The following is a 15,471-nucleotide window of genomic DNA, read 5'->3' as shown; positions in this document are numbered from 1 at the left end:
AATGCGAGCGTGCAAGGCGGGTTCCGTGTGGGGGAGGCGGTGTGCATGGAGTGATAGTAGGCACGACCTATCCCCCCATGCAAGGCACATACGCGGGTGGTTTGCGGCGTGTCGGGGTGAGGCCGGGTCTTTTCGGGTCTGATTTCCTGAAAAGTCCTTGCACGCGTGCATAGTGCGCTGGTACTTTCCTGCCTGTGCAGATGAAGATGACCTGGTCCGAGTACCTCGCCGACCTCGGACAGAACCAGGCCCAGATCGCCCGTTCCTCTGGCGTCTCGCAGGCGACCGTGAGCCGTTGGCTCAGCGGAGACGTGATCCCCGACGCCGAGAAGGTTGTCGGGGTCGCGCGCGCCTTCGAAGAGAGCCCGCTCGTGGCACTCGTTGCCGCCGGCTACCTCGAAGCGAACGAGATCCACGCGGCCGTGCAGATGCCCCGCCGGTACCTGCTGCGCAGCTTCACCGAGCTCGAGCTGGCCCAGGAGATGCTCCGCCGCGTCGCCGACGCCAAGGGGGATCTGCTCGAGCGGCCCATGGACGTCGACCACCCCGCGTGGTCTGGTGTCGGTGGTGCCGCGCAGGATGATGTCGAGGCCCTGCCGCACGCAGCGAAGGGCGACGCCGAGGAAGTCGAGGAGGACGACCACACACCGTGAGCAGCCTGTACGTACCGCGAGACCACGCGGCGGAACTGGGGGTTCCGATCATCGACTACCCGCTCCGCGCGGACTTCGGTCGGTACGTCCCTCAGCTCGGCGCCATCCTCATCAAGCCACGCATGCGAGCCGCCCTCGAGCGGTCCGTCATCGCCCACGAGCTCGTGCACGCCGAGCGCCACGAGAGCCAGACCGGCGTCCCGCTCCTCGACCTCCGCATGGAGCGCCGGGCCGACCGCGTCGCCTCGCTGCGACTCATCGACGAGGACGAGCTCCTCGACCTGATGCAGTGGACACCCGACCCCGGGCGGTGGGCCGTCGAGCTGAGCGTCACCGCCGACATCCTCCGCGCCCGCGTCGCGCAGCTGCCCGGCGCCGACCGGGCGGCGAGCTGATGGCCTGGGCGCTGAAGCGGCCCTCCGGCAACTGGCAGGGCCTCTACCGAGACCCCAGCGGCAAGATCAAGTCGGCCGGCACGTTCAGCCACAAGCCGAAGGCTATGCGCGCGGCCTCCGTCGCCGAGGACGAGTCCCGGAAGATCGGCTGGCGCGACCCCTCAGCGTCGCTCGAGACGTGGGGCACCTGGTGCACGACCTGGTGGCCGACGCGCACGGTCGCCGCCGGCACACTCGCCCGCGACCTCTCTCCGCTGAAGGTCCACATCCGACCCCGCTGGGACACCGTGCCCCTCGCCGACATCACCCGGCACGACGTCAACGCCTGGGTGGCCGACCTACTCCGCACCGAGTCCGGCCGTACCGCCAAGACGCCCACCGGCGTGACGAAGCTCACCCTGTCCGGCGCGTCCGTCCGCCGCATCGTCGCCCTGTTCAGCGCCTCCCTCACCGCCGCCGTCGACGCCGAGATCCTCAAGGCGAACCCGGCCGCCGGCGTGCGCCTCCCGAGCGCGGCACCCGGTGGCGATCGCTTCCTCACCCGTGACGAGTATGCCGCCGTCGCCGCGAAGCTCGAGCCAGAGGACCGGGCGATCGCCGACTTCCTCGTCGGCACAGGCGCCCGATGGGGCGAGATGGCCGGCCTCCATGCGCACCGCGTCGACGACGGCCGCGGCATCGTCGCGTTCGTCGAGACGTGGGACTCGAAGATGGAGGCCGTGAAGCCGTACCCGAAGGGCAAGGAGCGCCGCGAGGTGCCGCTGCCCGACTGGGTGCTGATCCCGTCGACGATGTCGCGCATGGCCCTCGTGTTCTCGCAGCCGGGGAAGATGCTCGACATCGACGGGTGGCGGAAGAACGTCTGGAACCCTGCCGTTGCGCGCGCAGCGGTCGGTCACGTCCGCATCCACGACCTGCGCCACACCTACGCGTCGTGGCTGCTGCAGGCCGGCATCAGCCTGGCCGACGTCGGCAAGCTGCTGGGGCACAAGTCGTGGACGACGACCATGCGCTACGCCCACCTGGCCGAGACGCCTCAGGACCACGTCCTGTCGGCGCTCACCCGCCCCGGCGGATTGCAATCGGATAGCAGCGGCACCGCTCGCCGCACCCCACTGCGCCTCGTCCCGGGCGGCTGATCCCCGGAACTACAGCACCAGACCCCATCGCACCATGCCGCGCCGTGCAGGGGGGTCGCTCTCGTAATGAGAAGGTCTGGGGTTCGATTCCCCAAAGCGGCTCCCACGAAGGCCCGGTCCGTCAGGATCGGGCCTTCTGCCGTCCTGAGCGTCCCCGGAGACCCCTCCTCCGCAGCCCCGCCGACCAGCGGCCCCGCCGACCAGCCTGACTGGTAGACAGGTCGCATGAGCATCCGATGGGGAATCCTCGGCGCCGGCGGCATCGCCGACACCTTCGTGAACGACCTGGCCGCCGCAGGCATCGCCGTCGCGGCCGTCGGGTCGCGTGACGCCGACAAGGCGAGGCGCTTCGCCGACGACCACGGCATCACGACCGCGCACGGCAGCTACGACGACCTCGTGGCGGATCCGGAGGTCGACGCGGTGTACGTCGCGACGCCGCACGTGTTCCACGAACAGAACGCCCTCCTCGCGATCCGGGCGGGCAAGCACGTCCTCGTCGAGAAGCCGTTCACCGTCAGCGCCGACGAGGCGGGGCGCGTGCTGGCCGCTGCTCGTGAGGCCGGCGTCGTGGCCCTCGAGGCGATGTGGACCCGGTACCTGCCGCAGCAGGCGCGCCTCCGTGAGGTGGTCCGCAGCGGCGCTATCGGCGAGCCGCGCCTCCTCACGGCCGCCCACATGCAGTCGTTGCCGACCGACCCGCAGCACCGTCTCAACGACCCGGCCCTCGGCGGCGGCGCCCTGCTCGACCTCGGCGTCTACCCGGTCTCGTTCGCCCACGACCTGCTCGGGCCGGTCGCGGCCGTCGCGGCCACGGCCGTGCTCAGCGACCAGGGCGTCGACAGGCGCACCGGGATCACTCTGCGCCACGCGAACGGAGCGACGTCGAACCTGTTCTGCGCGCTCGACACCGCGGGCCGCAACGACGCCGTCCTGCACGGCAGCGCGGGCCGCATCGAGATCGACCACACCTTCTACGCTCCCGGCGGCTTCACCGTCCTCGACGCGGACGGCGAGGTCCTCGAGCGGTTCGACTCCGACGAGGGCGACCTCCGCGGGATGCACCACCAGGCGCTCGAGCTGGCCCGCCTGGCCGATGCCGGCGAGCTCGAGAGCCCGGCGCTCACCTCCGACGGGATCGTCGCCGTGATGGCCACCATGGACGAGGTCCGCCGCCAGGTCGGCGTGCAGTACCCCGAGCGCTGAGCCTGCCCACTGGATGGGCCCGCTGAGTCGGCCCGCTGAGGTCCGGAGCCGGGGAGGCGCGGACGCGGCCCCCGGAGGAGGCACGCGTTTCGTAGGATGTCCTCGATGAGCGAGCAGGACGCGACCCCCGACGACCGCCCCTCCGACGACGGCGCCCCCGAGGTACGCGCGGAGGCGCCCGAGACGCGGGCCGAGGACACGGACGTGACCGCAGGGCGAGGCCGGACGCGAGACGTGCGCGCGTCTGCCGCGCGCCTCCTGCGGGAGCACCCCCGCACCGCTCTCGTGACCGCCGGCGTCCTCGCGTTCGCCCTGCTCGGCGGCGGTGCGGTCGCCGCCGGAGCCGCGACCGCTCCCGATGCCCCCGTCGCGTCGAGTGCCCTGTCCGGAGCGGACGGCGACGGCAGCGCCGGACCGGCCGACGTCGTCACCGTCACGCCCGACCCCACCGAGGCGCCCGACCCCCAGCGGGTCGCGCCTGCGGTCGTGCCCCCCGCGACCAAGCTGCGCACCTGCTCGGTCGCCGCTGCCGCCTCCGACCCGCGTCTCGCCCAGTTCGAGGGATCGGTCGTCAACGCCACGACGGGCGAGGTCCTGTTCGACCGGAACGGGTCGACCCCGGCCCGGACCGGCAGCGTGCTCAAGACGCTGACGAGCGCCGTCGCCCTCGCGGTCCTGGGCGGCGACCACCGTCTGACGACCACGGTCACGGGCGACCCGGGCAGCGGGACGATCGCCCTCGTGGGCGGCGGTGACGCGACCCTCAGCGCGACGGGCCGCAGCGTGTACTCCGGCGCGCCGACGCTCAGCGACCTCGCGGGGCAGGTCGCCGCCTCCCTCGGCGGTCAGCCGGTCTCGCAGATCACGCTCGACGCCACCTGGTGGAGCCAGGCCGACAAGTGGGACCCGTCGTGGAAGCGCACCGAGCAGACCATCGGCTACCACAGCGAGGTCACCGCGTTGATGGTCGACGGCGACCGGGCCGACCCCTCCGCGGTCACGAGCCCCCGCAGCACCGACCCGGTCGGCCGGGCCGGCGAGGCCTTCCGGTCCGCGCTCGTCGCCGCGGGCGTCTCGGGGGCGGCGTCGGCGTCGATCTCGCAGGGCACGGCGAGCAGCGCGACGGTGCTGGGCTCGGTGCAGTCGCAGCCGGTCTCGACCCTCATCGGCCAGATGCTGCCGAACTCGGACAACACGCTGGCCGAGATGCTCGCGCGGGCCTCGTCGCGGGAGTCGGGTGCGGACGGGTCCGCCGCCTCCTTGACGGCCCTGTACCGGTCGGCGCTGAGCGGCACCTACGGGCTGGACGCGTCCGTCGTGACGATCGTCGACGGCTCGGGGCTCAGTGAGGACAACGCGGTGCCGTCGACCTTCGTGGCCCGCCTGATGATCCAGGTGCGTGACCGCGCCCACGGTCTCGGGGCCGTCTACGACGCCCTGCCGATCTCGGGCCAGACCGGGACGCTCGCGTCGCGCTTCACCGGCTCGAACGCCGCCGCGCGCGGTGCCGTCCACGCCAAGACCGGCTGGATCGACACCGCGTACACGCTCGCCGGCTCGATCGACTCGGCCGACGGGACGCCGCTGACCTTCGCCTTCTACGCCATCGGCCCGGTGCAGGACAACGCCCGAAGTGCCCTCGACACCCTCACGGCGTCGGTGTGGCGCTGCGGGAACTCGCTCGCGAACAGCTGACCGGCGCAGGCAGCACAGGCTCGATAGAGGGAGGATGGGAGCATGACCACCGCGCTCTTCGTCATCGACGTCCAGAACGACTTCACCGAGGGAGGCGCCCTCGCCGTCACCGGGGGCGCAGGCGTCGCCGCCCGGGTGACGGAGCGCCTCCGGGCCGACCGGGCCCGCTGGGACGTCGTCGTCGCCAGCCGCGACTGGCACGACGACCAGGGCGACAACGGCGGCCACTTCTCGGCCGAGCCGGACTACGTGGACACCTGGCCGCCGCACTGCGTCCGCGGCACGGCGGGCGCCTGGTACCACCCCGAGCTCGACGTCTCGCTCGTCGACGAGCACGTGCGGAAGGGGACGGGCAGCCCGGCCTACTCGATCTTCGAGGCCGCCACCGAGCACGGAGAGTCGCTCGTCGAGCTCGTGGCCCGGCACGGCGTCACCGACGTCGACGTCGTGGGCCTGGCCACCGACCACTGCGTCCGCGCCTCCGCGCTCGACGCGGCGAAGGCCGGGCTCCGCGTCCGGGTCCTCACCGACCTCGTCGCCGGCGTCGCAGAGGGGCCGAGCGTGGCCGCCCTCGACGAGCTGCGCGCGGCCGGCGTCGAGACGGTGAGCTCGTGAGCGCCGCCGACGAGGCCCGCGTCCTCGCCGCCGTGCCCACCGGCCTCCACATCGACGGGGCCTGGGCCCCGGCGACCGCGGGCCGCACCTTCGACGTACGCGACCCGTCGACCGGCGACGTGATCGCGACGGTCGCCGACGGCGACGCGTCCGACGGGCTCCGCGCCCTCGACGCCGCCGTCGCTGCGCAGGCGGCCTGGGCGGCGACGCCTCCCCGCACCCGCTCCGACGTCCTGCGGCGGGCCTTCGACCTGCTGCGCGAGCGCGCCGACGACCTCGCGCTGCTCATGACGCTCGAGATGGGCAAGCCGCTCGCCGAGTCGCGCGGCGAGGTGGCGTACGGCTCGGAGTTCGTCCGCTGGGCCAGCGAGGAGGCGGTGCGCGTCTCGGGCCGCTACGGCACGAACCCGGAGGGGACCGGCCGGACCGTGGTGCTGAAGCGCCCCGTGGGCCCGTGCCTGCTGATCACCCCCTGGAACTTCCCCCTCGCGATGGCGACGCGCAAGATCGCGCCCGCCCTCGCGGCCGGCTGCACCGTGGTCGTGAAGCCCGCCGACCTCACGCCGCTCACGACGCTCGCCCTCGTCGGGATCCTCGCCGAGGCCGGCGTGCCCCGCGGCGTGGTGAACGTGGTGACGACGACCTCGGCCGGCGACGTCTGCGAGCCCCTCATCCGTGACCCGCGCCTCCGCAAGCTCAGCTTCACGGGGTCGACGCCGGTCGGCTCGACCCTGCTCGCCCAGGCGTCCGAGCGCGTGCTCCGCACGTCGATGGAGCTCGGCGGCAACGCGCCGTTCCTCGTCTTCGACGACGCGGACCTCGACGCGGCCGTCGAGGGCGCCCTGCTGGCCAAGTTCCGCAACGTCGGACAGGCCTGCACCGCCGCCAACCGGTTCCTCGTGCACGAGGCGGTCGCGGACGAGTTCGTCCGCCGCGTGACCGAGCGCGTCGCGGCGATGACGCTCGGCCGCGGCACCGACGACGGGGTCGACGTCGGCCCCCTGATCGACGACCGAGCCGTCGAGAAGGCCGAGCGCCTCGTCGGGGACGCCGTCGCCCGCGGCGCCGTCGTGCGGACCGGCGGCGCGCGCGTCGACGGCCTGGGCACGTTCTACGAGGCGACCGTCCTCGACGGGGTGCGGCCGGGCAGCGAGCTGCTCACGACGGAGATCTTCGGCCCCGTGCTGGCCGTCTCGACCTTCGCCGACGAGGAGGAGGCGGTGCGGCTGGCGAACGACACCGAGTTCGGTCTCGTGGCCTACGCGTTCACCCGTGACCTCGCCCGCGGGCAGCGACTGGCCGAGACGCTCGAGACCGGGATGCTCGGCCTCAACGTCGGCGTCGTCTCGAACGCCTCCGCCCCGTTCGGCGGCGTCAAGGCGTCCGGCCTCGGCCGCGAGGGCGGCCTGGAGGGCATCCAGGAGTACCTCGAGACCGTGTACCTGATGACCCCCGACCCCTTCGCCGCATGAGCGCCCCGGCCCCGCAGCAGTCCGAGCGAGCCACGGAGTCGCAGCAGTCCCGCCTCCGGGTCGGCATCGTCGGCTACGGCCTCGCAGGCCGGGTGTTCCACGCGCCGCTCGTGGCCGCCGACGACTCGTACGACCTCGTCGCCGTCGTCACGCGAGACTCGGACCGCGCCGACCAGGCCAGGACGTCCCACCCCGGGGTCGAGATCGTCCCGCGCGCGGGCGACCTGGACGCGCTCGGCCTCGACCTGGTGGTCGTCGCGACGCCGAACGCGACGCACGCCGACGTGGCCGCGGACGCCCTGCGGGCCGGGTCCGCGGTCGTCGTCGACAAGCCCGTCGCGACCACCGCCTCCTCGGCTCGTCAGCTGATCGAGCTCGCCGAGTCGCTCGGCCGGTCGCTGACGGTGTACCAGAACCGTCGCTGGGACGGCGACTACCTCACGGCCTCGCGCCTGGTGCGGGACGGCGCGCTCGGCGACGTCCACACCTTCGAGTCGCGCTTCGAGCCGTGGAAGACCGCGAACCGCGGGGGCTGGAAGTCGGAGGCGACGGCTGCCGAGGGCGGCGGGATCCTGTTCGACCTCGGTCCGCACCTCGTCGACCAGGCCCTGCACCTCTTCGGTCCGGTCGTCGACGTGCACGCGGAGATCGCGCGGCGACGCCCGTCGGGAGCCGCCGACGACGACGTGTTCGTGTCCCTCCGGCACCAGGGCGGTGTCCGGTCGCGGCTCTGGATGAGCCACGTCGCGGCGCAGCCCGGCCCGCGCCTCCGGGTGCTCGGCACGGCCGGTGCGTACGTCGTCGACGGGCTCGACCCGCAGGAGGCGCAGCTCGCGTCGGGCACGTCGCCCCGTGACCCCGGGTACGGTCGCGGCCCCGACGAGCGACACGGCCTCGTCGGGATCGGAGCGGAGGCCCGGCCCGAGCCGACCGACCGGGGCCGGTACCCGCTGTTCTACGAGCAGCTCGCCCGTGCCCTCCGCGGGGCGGGCCCGCTGCCGGTCGACCCGCGCGACGCCCTCGCGGCGCTCGAGGTCATCGAGGCGGCACGGGAGTCGGCCGGCGCGGCCTGACATGCGGCGCGGCCTGACACCAGGCACCGCGGCATCGACCCGCGGCCGGTCCGTGGTGGGTCAGATCCGTGTGTCCCAGTCGACGCGGGCGAGCACCTCGGCGACGTCGACGTCGGCCAGGCCGGCGGGCGACCAGCGCGGCGACCTGTCCTTGTCGACCACCCGGGCGCGGATCCCCTCGACGAGGTCGGGGGAGTCGGCCAGAGCGGTGACGAGCCCCAGCTCCTGGCCGAGCACGGCCTCGAGGTCGGGCAGGCCGCGTGCCCGGCGCTGGGCGGCCAGGGTGAGCACGACGGAGGTGGGCGAGGCGGCCTCGAGGTCGTCCGCCGCCCTGCCGGCCGCGTCGACCCCGTCCCGCGCGAGCCCGCGCAGTCGGCCGAGCACGCGGACCGCGTCGTCGCCCCTGTACGCGTCGTCGATCCAGCTGCGCTCGGCGGCGAGCGGTGGCGGGGGAGGCTCGATCGCCAGGGCCCGGACCGCGTCGGGGCCACCGGTGGCGAGCGCGTCGAGCACGAGTTCGCTGCCGGCCTCGCCCTCCTCGGCGACGAGGACGTCGGCGAACCCCGTGAGCAGCGCGTCGGAGGCGGTCATCGCGGCCCCGGTCAGCGCCAGGTGGGTGCCCAGCTCGCCGGGAGCCCTCGAGAGCAGGTAGCTGCCGCCCGCGTCGGGCGTCAGGCCGATCAGCGTCTCCGGCATGCCGACGCGGCTGCGCGGCGTCACGACCCGCAGGGACACGTGGCCGCCGAGCCCGACGCCGGCGCCCATGGCGATGCCGTCGAGGTACGAGACGACCGGACGGTCCCACCGGGCCAGCCGCAGCGCGCCCCGGTACTCCCGACGCCACATCGCCACGCTGCGGGCAGGGTCCGCCGTCGCGTCGCGGTGGATCGCGGTGATGTCGCCGCCGGCACAGAAGCCCCGGGGGCCGGCTCCGCGCAGCAGCAGGGCCTCGACCGCGTCGTCGTCCTGCCAGGCGTCGAGGGCGCGCTCGACCATCCCGAGCATGCCCTCGGTCACCGCGTTGATCTTGCCGGGCCGGTTCAGCGTGACGACCCCCACGCCCCGGTCGACGTGGAACAGGACCTCGGGCTCGCGGGCGTCGTCGCTCATCGGGCCAGGCTAGGCGACCCGGCCTCCCGGCGGGCCCACGGTGCCACGGCTCCGCGACCCCTCCCGACCCACGACCCCGCGCCCAACGACCCCACGCCTACGACTCCGCAGGCAGGGATCAGACGAGCAGCTGGTGCTTCGCGAGGTCCTTGTACAACGGCGTGCTCTCGACCAGCTCGGAGTGTGTGCCGACGCCGACGACCCGTCCGTCGTCGACGACGACGATCTGGTCGCTGTCCACGACCGTCGAGAGCCGGTGCGCGATCACGATCAGGGTGCGCCCCTCGGCGACGGCGTCGATGGCCTCGCGGAGGCGCTGCTCGTTGAGCCCGTCGAGGCTCGACGTCGACTCGTCGAGCAGCAGCAGCGGGGGAGCCGAGAGCAGCGTGCGCGCGATGGCGAGGCGCTGGCGCTCGCCGCCCGAGAGCAGCACGCCGTCCTCGCCGACCTGGGCGTCGAGGCCGAGCTCGCCGCGCTCGAGCACGGCGGTGAGGTTGACCGCCTCGAGCACCCGGCGGCAGTCGTCGTCGGTGGCCTCGGGCGAGCCGAGGGTGAGGTTGTCGCGCAGGGTGCCCGCCAGGACCGCGGCGTCCTGCTCGACGTAGCCGATCTGCGCGCGCAGGTCGACGCGGTCGAGCGCGCGGACGTCCACGCCGCCCAGACGGACGACGCCGGAGGTGGGGTCGTAGAAGCGCTCGATGAGGGCGAGGATGGTGCTCTTGCCGGCTCCGGACGGGCCGACCAGGGCGGTGCGCTTGCCCACGGGAGCCGAGAACGAGACGCCGCGGAGCACGGTGAGGTCGTCGTCCGAGGCCGCGCGCGCCTCCTTCGCGGCTGCCGTGCCGTCGACGGCCGGGGGAGAGTCGGGGTAGCGGAAGTGCACGTCGTCGAAGCGGATCGCGGCGTCGGTCTCGACCCTGGCGTCGCTGCCGAGGCCCGCGGTGACGACGTCGTCGCCCTCCGTCTCGCGCGGCAGGTCGAGGATCTCCTGGATGCGGCCGAGCGCCCCGAGCGCCTGGTTGACGCTGAGGACGGCGCCCATGGCCTGGCCGAGCGGCATGATCATCAGGAAGAGGAACAGGATGAACGACACGAGCGAGGCGATGTCGATCGTGCCGTTCGCGACGCGGAAGCCGCCGACGCCCAGCACGACGAGGAACGACGCCTGCAGCGCGACGGAGGCGATGGGCACGACGAGCGCCGAGATGCGCGCGACCTCGAGGCCCCGCCGGTAGGCGCCCTCGGCGTCGGCCTGGACGCCGGTGATCTCCCGTTCCGTCGCGCCGCTCGCGCGGATCGTCCGCACCGAGCCGATCGACCGCTCGACGGCGGCGGTCAGGTCGCCGACCTTCTCCTGTGCGCGCCGGCTGGCGACGCGGATCCGGCCCGAGAGCAGCACGACGACCGTCACCGAGACGGCGACCACGAGCACGGTGAGGCCGAGCAGGACGGGGTCGATCAGGAACATGCCGACGAGGGCGCCGACGAAGGTCAGGGAGCCGCCGATCGCCTCGACGAGGCCCTGGGTCAGCACGGCCCGCAGCAGGGTCGTGTCGCTGCCGACGCGCGATACGAGGTCGCCCGTGCGCCGACGGTCGAACTCGCTGACCGGCAGGTGCAGCAGGCTCGCCACGAGCCGGCGGCGGCTCGAGAGCACGACGCCCTCGCCGGTGCGCTGCAGCAGGTAGTGCTGGAACCCGCTCAGCAGGCCGGCGACGACGACCAGGGCGACGAGCGCCCAGACGAGCCGGCCGAGCGTCTCGCCCTGCTGGACGAGCGTGATGACCTGGCTGACGAGGAGGGGCTGGCCGAGCGAGGCGGCGGCGCCCAGCACGCTGAGCACGATGATGACGACCATCACCTTCTTGTGCTCGAAGAGGTACGGCAGCAGCTGGCGGAACGTCGCGCGGGGCCCGTCCGCCTCTCGGCGGCCCGTCCGACCTGCCCGTCCTCGTCGAGCGGGTGCGGGGGCAGGTGCGGGGGACGACGCGGATCGAGTGCTCGGGTCGGAGCGGCTCGTGTCGGAGCTCATGGTGCCTCTCGGGGAAGGTCGCGGCGGATCGCCGGGACCACGGTACTTCGTCCCGTCCCGAGCCACCTGCGCCTCCGCTGGGACGGCGCGCGGTCGCGGCGGCCTGCGCCGGGACCGCTGCCGCTCAGCCCGCGGCGTCGTACTCCACGTGCTTCGTCTCGCGGCTGAGCAGCAGCGCGACGAGCGTGAGCACGGCCATCGACGAGAGGTACAGGCCCACGAGCCAGGTGCTGCCGCCGGCTGCCTGCCAGAGGGCGACCGCGATGAACGGGGCGACGGCCGCGCCGAGGATGCTGGCGACGTTGTAGCTGATGGCCGAGCCGGTGTAGCGCACGCTCGTCGGGAACAGCTCGGGCAGCACCGCGCCCATCGGGCCGAAGGTGAGCCCCATCAGCGTGAACCCGACGATCAGCAGGCCCTGGGCCCCGACCGCGCCGGCGGAGAAGAAGGGTGCGAACAAGAACCCGAACACGAGGATCGCGCTCGTCACGACGATGAGCAGGGCACGTCGGCCGAACCGCTCGGCCAGCGGGCCCGACACCAGGGTGAAGATGCCGAAGAAGACACAGCCGAAGATGAGCATCAGCAGGAACTGCGTGCGGTCGATCCCGAGCCCCGGGGCCTCGCCCGACGCCTCCGCGGTGCCGTACGTCAGCGTGAACGTCGTCATCAGGTAGAAGAGCGTGTACGTCGCCAGCATGATGAACGTGCCGAGGACCAGCGGGCGCCAACTCGTCGTGAAGACGCGGGCGAGCGGCAGCTTCGCGACGTTGCCCGAGTCGACCACGGCCTGGAACGCCGGGGTCTCGATGAGCTTGAAGCGCACGTAGAGACCGATGATCACGAGCAGCGCGCTCGCGAGGAACGGCACGCGCCAGCCCCAGCTGAGGAACTGCTCGTCGGTCAGGTTCGCGTTGAGGACGATGAACACGAGGTTGGCGATGATGAAGCCGATCGGGGCGCCCAGCTGCGGGAACGTGCCCCAGATCGCCCGACGGCCCGCCGGGGCGTTCTCGGTCGCGAGCAGCGCGGCGCCGCTCCACTCGCCGCCGAGCCCGAGGCCCTGGCAGAAGCGCAGCACGACCAGGCACGCCGGCCCGGCGACGGCCCAGCCGGGCGTCGTGCCGGCGGGGATGCAGCCGATCAGCACGGTCGCGATGCCCATGGTCAGCAGCGAGGCGACGAGGGTGCCCTTGCGGCCGATGCGGTCGCCGAAGTGGCCGAACACGATCGAGCCGACGGGGCGCGCGATGAACGCGACCCCGAAGACCGCGAACGAGGCGAGCCTCGCGACGGCCGGGTCGTCGTTCGCGAAGAAGATCGTGGGGAACACGAGCACGGCGGCGGTCGCGTAGACGTAGAAGTCGTAGAACTCGATGGAGGTGCCCACGAGGCTCGCGAGGACCACGCGCGAGCGCTTGTTGACGGGTGGGGAGGCGGGCGTCGACGGTGCGACGGCGTTGCGGGACATGGGGACTCCGGGGCAGCAGGAGGGGGACGAGGGGAGGCGGCCTCGACGACGTCCGGTGCCAGATGGGCTCGACGGGGTCGGAGGCGGTGAAGTGGCCCCGGGTGGTGGACGAGGCGCGCGGTGCCGTGGTGCGGAGGTGCAGGGGCCGCTCGTGACAGCCGTCGTCCATCCTACGTGCCGTCGGTGCCGTCGGTGCCGTCGGTGCCGTCGGTGCCGCCTGTCGCCCCGGCGCCGCCCGAGGTGCTGCCGCGGTGCGTCAGGCGTCGCCGTGCAGCTGCCCGGGCAGCTCGTGGCCCATGCGGTCGCGCTTGGTGTCGAGGTAGCCCTCGTTGAAGGCCCCCACGCCGACGACGAGGGGCACGGACTCGAGCACCTCGATGCCGTGCTGCACGAGCTGGCGGCGCTTCTCGGGGTTGTTGCTGAGCAGCCGGACCGACGTGACGCCGAGGTCGCGCAGCATGTCGGCCGCGGCGCCGTACTGACGGGAGTCGGCGGGCAGGCCGAGCGCCAGGTTGGCGTCGAGGGTGTCGAGGCCGTCCTCCTGCAGCCGGTAGGCGCGCAGCTTGTTGATGAGCCCGATGCCTCGGCCCTCGTGGCCGCGCAGGTAGACGACGACGCCGCCGTGGTCGCGGATGGTGTCGAGGGCGGCGTCGAGCTGGGGGCCGCACTCGCACTTGAGCGAGCCGAAGGCCTCACCCGTCAGGCACTCGGAGTGGACCCGCACGAGCGCACCGTCGGAGGGGGCGGCGCCGTCGGGCCCGGAGGCGACGATCGCGATGTGGTCGGCACCGGTCTGGACGTCGGTGTACGCGCGCATCCGGAACGTGCCGTGCGAGGTGGGGACGGTGGTCTCGACCTCGAAGGTCACGTGCGAGACGCGGGGGGAGTCCGGGGAGTGGGCGTCGGTCATGGGGTGCTCCGGGTGTCGTCGCGGGCCACGACCAGCAGGTCGGTGCCGAGCAGGGTGACGTCGGCGACGCGGAGGCGTCGCTGGTCGTCGATCGTGGCGACGCCGAGGTCGTCGAGCGCGGTGAGCGCGCCGCCGATCAGCGTCGGGGCGAGGTAGACGAGGTAGTCGTCGACGAGGCCGTCGCGGACGAAGGCGCTGGCCACGGTCGGGCCGCCCTCGACGAGCACGCTGCGGACGCCGAGCCGCCAGAGGGCGTCGAGCGCGGCCTCGGGGTCGTGGCCCCCGAGCTGCACGAGCTCTCGAGGGTGGCTCCGGAGGCGGGCCCCGGCAGGGACGGGGCGGTCGCCCACGACCACCGGCACGGGCTGGTCGGCGAGCAGCTCGCCGCCGTCGCCCCGCGCCGTGAGGCTCGGGTCGTCCGCCAGCACGGTGCCGGTGCCCACGAGGATCGCGTCGTGGCCGGCACGCACCTCGTGCACGTGCTGCCGCGCGGCGGCGCCGGTGATCCAGCGGCTCGTACCGTCCGCGGCCGCGGCGCGACCGTCGAGGCTCGAGGCCCACTTCACGGTGACGAACGGCCGGTGGCGGCGAGCCGGGACCAGCCAGCGGCGCACCAGCTCCGTCGCCTCGTCGACGAGGAGTCCTCGCTCGACCGCGACGCCTGCCTCGAGGAGGCGGGCGCCGCCTCCCGAGGACTGCTCGCCCGGGTCGTCGACCGCGTACACGACGCGCGCCACGCCCGCGGCGATCAGGGCGGTGCTGCACGGTCCGGTGCGGCCGGTGTGGTCGCAGGGCTCGAGGGTGACGACCGCGGTCAGGCCGGTGGCGTCGCCCTCGCCGAGCTGCGCCAGGGCGTCGATCTCGGCGTGCGGGGTGCCCGCGCCGCGGTGCCAGCCCTCGGCGGCCGTGCTGCCGTCGGGCCGGAGGAGGACGCAGCCCACCTGCGGGTTGTCGCCCCTGGCCGGGCCCCTGGCCGCCAGCTCGAGCGCGCGACGCATGGCCGTCTCGAGGACGACGGCGTCGGGGGCGAGGTGGTCGGTCACGAGTCCTCCGGGAGGCGCGGGGCGCCCTGCGTCTGCCGGGCACTGTCGTCAACGTCCTCGGCGCGCCGCCATTCCCGCGGGGGCTCGCCGGCTCCGCTCGTCAGGTCGGGCCAGCCCTGCTTCGGGAAGCGCTCGTCATCGGGGCGCAGCCGCGCCTTCCAGCAGAGGGGACGTCCGCCGTCGCGGCCGGGGTGCATCCCCGGGCCGACGCCCGTGTAGGTGAAGCCGCAGCGTCGAGCGACCGCCGCGGAGGCGTCGTTCCCGACGTAGCCCTCCCAGTGCAGCTGGTCGAGGCCGGCCTCGCCGAGCGCCCAGTCCGCGACGAGCCGGACCGCGGCGGTCATCAGGCCGCGTCCTCGTGCGGCCGGCGTGGTCCAGAAGCCGATGTCGCGGGTGCCGAGCCGGACGCTCACGACCCCGAGCAGCAGCGACGAGCCCGGGCCGCGCAGACCCCAGGTCGCCTCGCGTCCCGTCGCCCAGCCGTGGTCGACGATGCGGTCGAGGAAGAACTGCGCGTCCGACCGCCCGTAGGGCGCCGGCACGGTCGTGAAGCGCTGCAGCACCGGGTCCTGGCACGCCTCGACGATCGCCTCGACGTCTGCCGGGCCCGGCACCTCGAGACGGACGGCCGGCGACTCGAGCACGAACGGCTGCACG

At 73.7% G+C, this 15,471-nt stretch carries 13 protein-coding genes and 1 pseudogene; 8 read left to right on the top strand and 6 right to left on the bottom strand.

Annotated elements, in window-relative coordinates:
* Positions 1 to 200: 200 nt before the first annotated feature.
* From EDF18_RS04635 to EDF18_RS04600, 8 genes are all read left to right on the top strand, one after another.
* Positions 201 to 653: a helix-turn-helix transcriptional regulator gene (locus EDF18_RS04635; protein ID WP_148050036.1), complete on the top strand. Its 453-nt coding sequence runs from the start codon at positions 201 to 203 to the stop codon at positions 651 to 653.
* The gene (locus tag EDF18_RS04630) at positions 650 to 1,048 is read left to right on the top strand and encodes an ImmA/IrrE family metallo-endopeptidase (RefSeq protein ID WP_123546589.1); all 399 of its coding nucleotides are present in this window, start codon (positions 650 to 652) and stop codon (positions 1,046 to 1,048) included. Before EDF18_RS04635 ends, EDF18_RS04630 begins: the two co-directional genes overlap by 4 nt.
* The gene (locus tag EDF18_RS04625; protein ID WP_123546588.1) at positions 1,048 to 2,187 is read left to right on the top strand and encodes a site-specific integrase; all 1,140 of its coding nucleotides are present in this window, start codon (positions 1,048 to 1,050) and stop codon (positions 2,185 to 2,187) included. Before EDF18_RS04630 ends, EDF18_RS04625 begins: the two co-directional genes overlap by 1 nt.
* Positions 2,188 to 2,412: 225 nt before the next feature.
* Positions 2,413 to 3,393: a Gfo/Idh/MocA family protein gene (locus EDF18_RS04620; protein ID WP_123546587.1), complete on the top strand. Its 981-nt coding sequence runs from the start codon at positions 2,413 to 2,415 to the stop codon at positions 3,391 to 3,393.
* Positions 3,394 to 3,498: 105 nt separating this feature from the next.
* Positions 3,499 to 5,088 (top strand): D-alanyl-D-alanine carboxypeptidase/D-alanyl-D-alanine-endopeptidase, encoded by a 1,590-nt coding sequence (gene dacB, locus EDF18_RS04615; protein ID WP_123547291.1) that lies wholly within the window; start codon positions 3,499 to 3,501, stop codon positions 5,086 to 5,088.
* Positions 5,089 to 5,130: 42 nt separating this feature from the next.
* Entirely contained in the window at positions 5,131 to 5,703 is a 573-nt protein-coding gene (locus EDF18_RS04610; protein WP_123546586.1) for an isochorismatase family protein, read from the top strand.
* Entirely contained in the window at positions 5,700 to 7,175 is a 1,476-nt protein-coding gene (locus tag EDF18_RS04605; RefSeq protein ID WP_123546585.1) for an NAD-dependent succinate-semialdehyde dehydrogenase, read from the top strand. The genes EDF18_RS04610 and EDF18_RS04605 overlap by 4 nt, the downstream gene beginning before the upstream one ends.
* The gene (locus EDF18_RS04600) at positions 7,172 to 8,248 is read left to right on the top strand and encodes a Gfo/Idh/MocA family oxidoreductase (protein ID WP_123546584.1); all 1,077 of its coding nucleotides are present in this window, start codon (positions 7,172 to 7,174) and stop codon (positions 8,246 to 8,248) included. Before EDF18_RS04605 ends, EDF18_RS04600 begins: the two co-directional genes overlap by 4 nt.
* A gap of 60 nt (positions 8,249 to 8,308) precedes the next feature.
* Here the strand turns inward: EDF18_RS04600 and EDF18_RS04595 are convergent, their stop codons facing one another.
* From EDF18_RS04595 to EDF18_RS04570, 6 genes and pseudogenes are all read right to left on the bottom strand, one after another.
* On the bottom strand, positions 8,309 to 9,358 hold the full coding sequence (locus EDF18_RS04595) for a 3-hydroxyisobutyryl-CoA hydrolase (protein WP_123546583.1): 1,050 nt from the start codon (positions 9,356 to 9,358) through the stop codon (positions 8,309 to 8,311).
* Positions 9,359 to 9,476: 118 nt separating this feature from the next.
* A complete protein-coding gene (locus tag EDF18_RS04590; protein ID WP_123546582.1) occupies positions 9,477 to 11,390 on the bottom strand; it encodes an ABC transporter ATP-binding protein in 1,914 nt (637 codons plus the stop codon).
* Positions 11,391 to 11,514: 124 nt separating this feature from the next.
* The gene (locus tag EDF18_RS04585) at positions 11,515 to 12,861 is read right to left on the bottom strand and encodes an MFS transporter (protein WP_123546581.1); all 1,347 of its coding nucleotides are present in this window, start codon (positions 12,859 to 12,861) and stop codon (positions 11,515 to 11,517) included.
* A 256-nt stretch (positions 12,862 to 13,117) separates the two neighbouring features.
* A pseudogene (ribA, locus tag EDF18_RS04580) lies at positions 13,118 to 13,744 on the bottom strand (GTP cyclohydrolase II); the annotation flags it as partial.
* A gap of 23 nt (positions 13,745 to 13,767) precedes the next feature.
* Positions 13,768 to 14,769 carry a bifunctional diaminohydroxyphosphoribosylaminopyrimidine deaminase/5-amino-6-(5-phosphoribosylamino)uracil reductase RibD gene (gene ribD / locus EDF18_RS04575; RefSeq protein ID WP_123547290.1) on the bottom strand — a complete coding sequence of 334 codons (1,002 nt, stop codon included), beginning with the start codon at positions 14,767 to 14,769 and terminating at the stop codon, positions 13,768 to 13,770.
* Positions 14,770 to 14,810: 41 nt separating this feature from the next.
* A complete protein-coding gene (locus EDF18_RS04570) occupies positions 14,811 to 15,470 on the bottom strand; it encodes a GNAT family N-acetyltransferase (RefSeq protein WP_158614607.1) in 660 nt (219 codons plus the stop codon).
* Position 15,471 lies beyond the last annotated feature (1 nt).

Origin of the sequence: Frigoribacterium sp. PhB107 (genome assembly GCF_003751515.1) — a bacterium.
GTDB lineage: Bacteria > Actinomycetota > Actinomycetes > Actinomycetales > Microbacteriaceae > Frigoribacterium.
Note: the sequence above shows the minus strand (reverse complement) of the source record. Positions and strands in the feature narration are given on the sequence as shown.

Bases quoted from the DNA above. Each gene is read 5' to 3' on its own strand.
- EDF18_RS04635 (WP_148050036.1), top strand. From the start codon at position 201: ATGAAGATGACCTGGTCCGAGTACCTCGCCGACCTCGGACAGAACCAG.
- EDF18_RS04625 (WP_123546588.1), top strand. From the start codon at position 1,048: ATGGCCTGGGCGCTGAAGCGGCCCTCCGGCAACTGGCAGGGCCTCTAC.
- EDF18_RS04620 (WP_123546587.1), top strand. From the start codon at position 2,413: ATGAGCATCCGATGGGGAATCCTCGGCGCCGGCGGCATCGCCGACACC.
- dacB (WP_123547291.1), top strand. From the start codon at position 3,499: ATGAGCGAGCAGGACGCGACCCCCGACGACCGCCCCTCCGACGACGGC.
- EDF18_RS04610 (WP_123546586.1), top strand. From the start codon at position 5,131: ATGACCACCGCGCTCTTCGTCATCGACGTCCAGAACGACTTCACCGAG.
- EDF18_RS04600 (WP_123546584.1), top strand. From the start codon at position 7,172: ATGAGCGCCCCGGCCCCGCAGCAGTCCGAGCGAGCCACGGAGTCGCAG.
- EDF18_RS04595 (WP_123546583.1), bottom strand. From the start codon at position 9,358: ATGAGCGACGACGCCCGCGAGCCCGAGGTCCTGTTCCACGTCGACCGG.
- EDF18_RS04590 (WP_123546582.1), bottom strand. From the start codon at position 11,390: ATGAGCTCCGACACGAGCCGCTCCGACCCGAGCACTCGATCCGCGTCG.
- EDF18_RS04585 (WP_123546581.1), bottom strand. From the start codon at position 12,861: ATGTCCCGCAACGCCGTCGCACCGTCGACGCCCGCCTCCCCACCCGTC.
- ribD (WP_123547290.1), bottom strand. From the start codon at position 14,769: ATGCGTCGCGCGCTCGAGCTGGCGGCCAGGGGCCCGGCCAGGGGCGAC.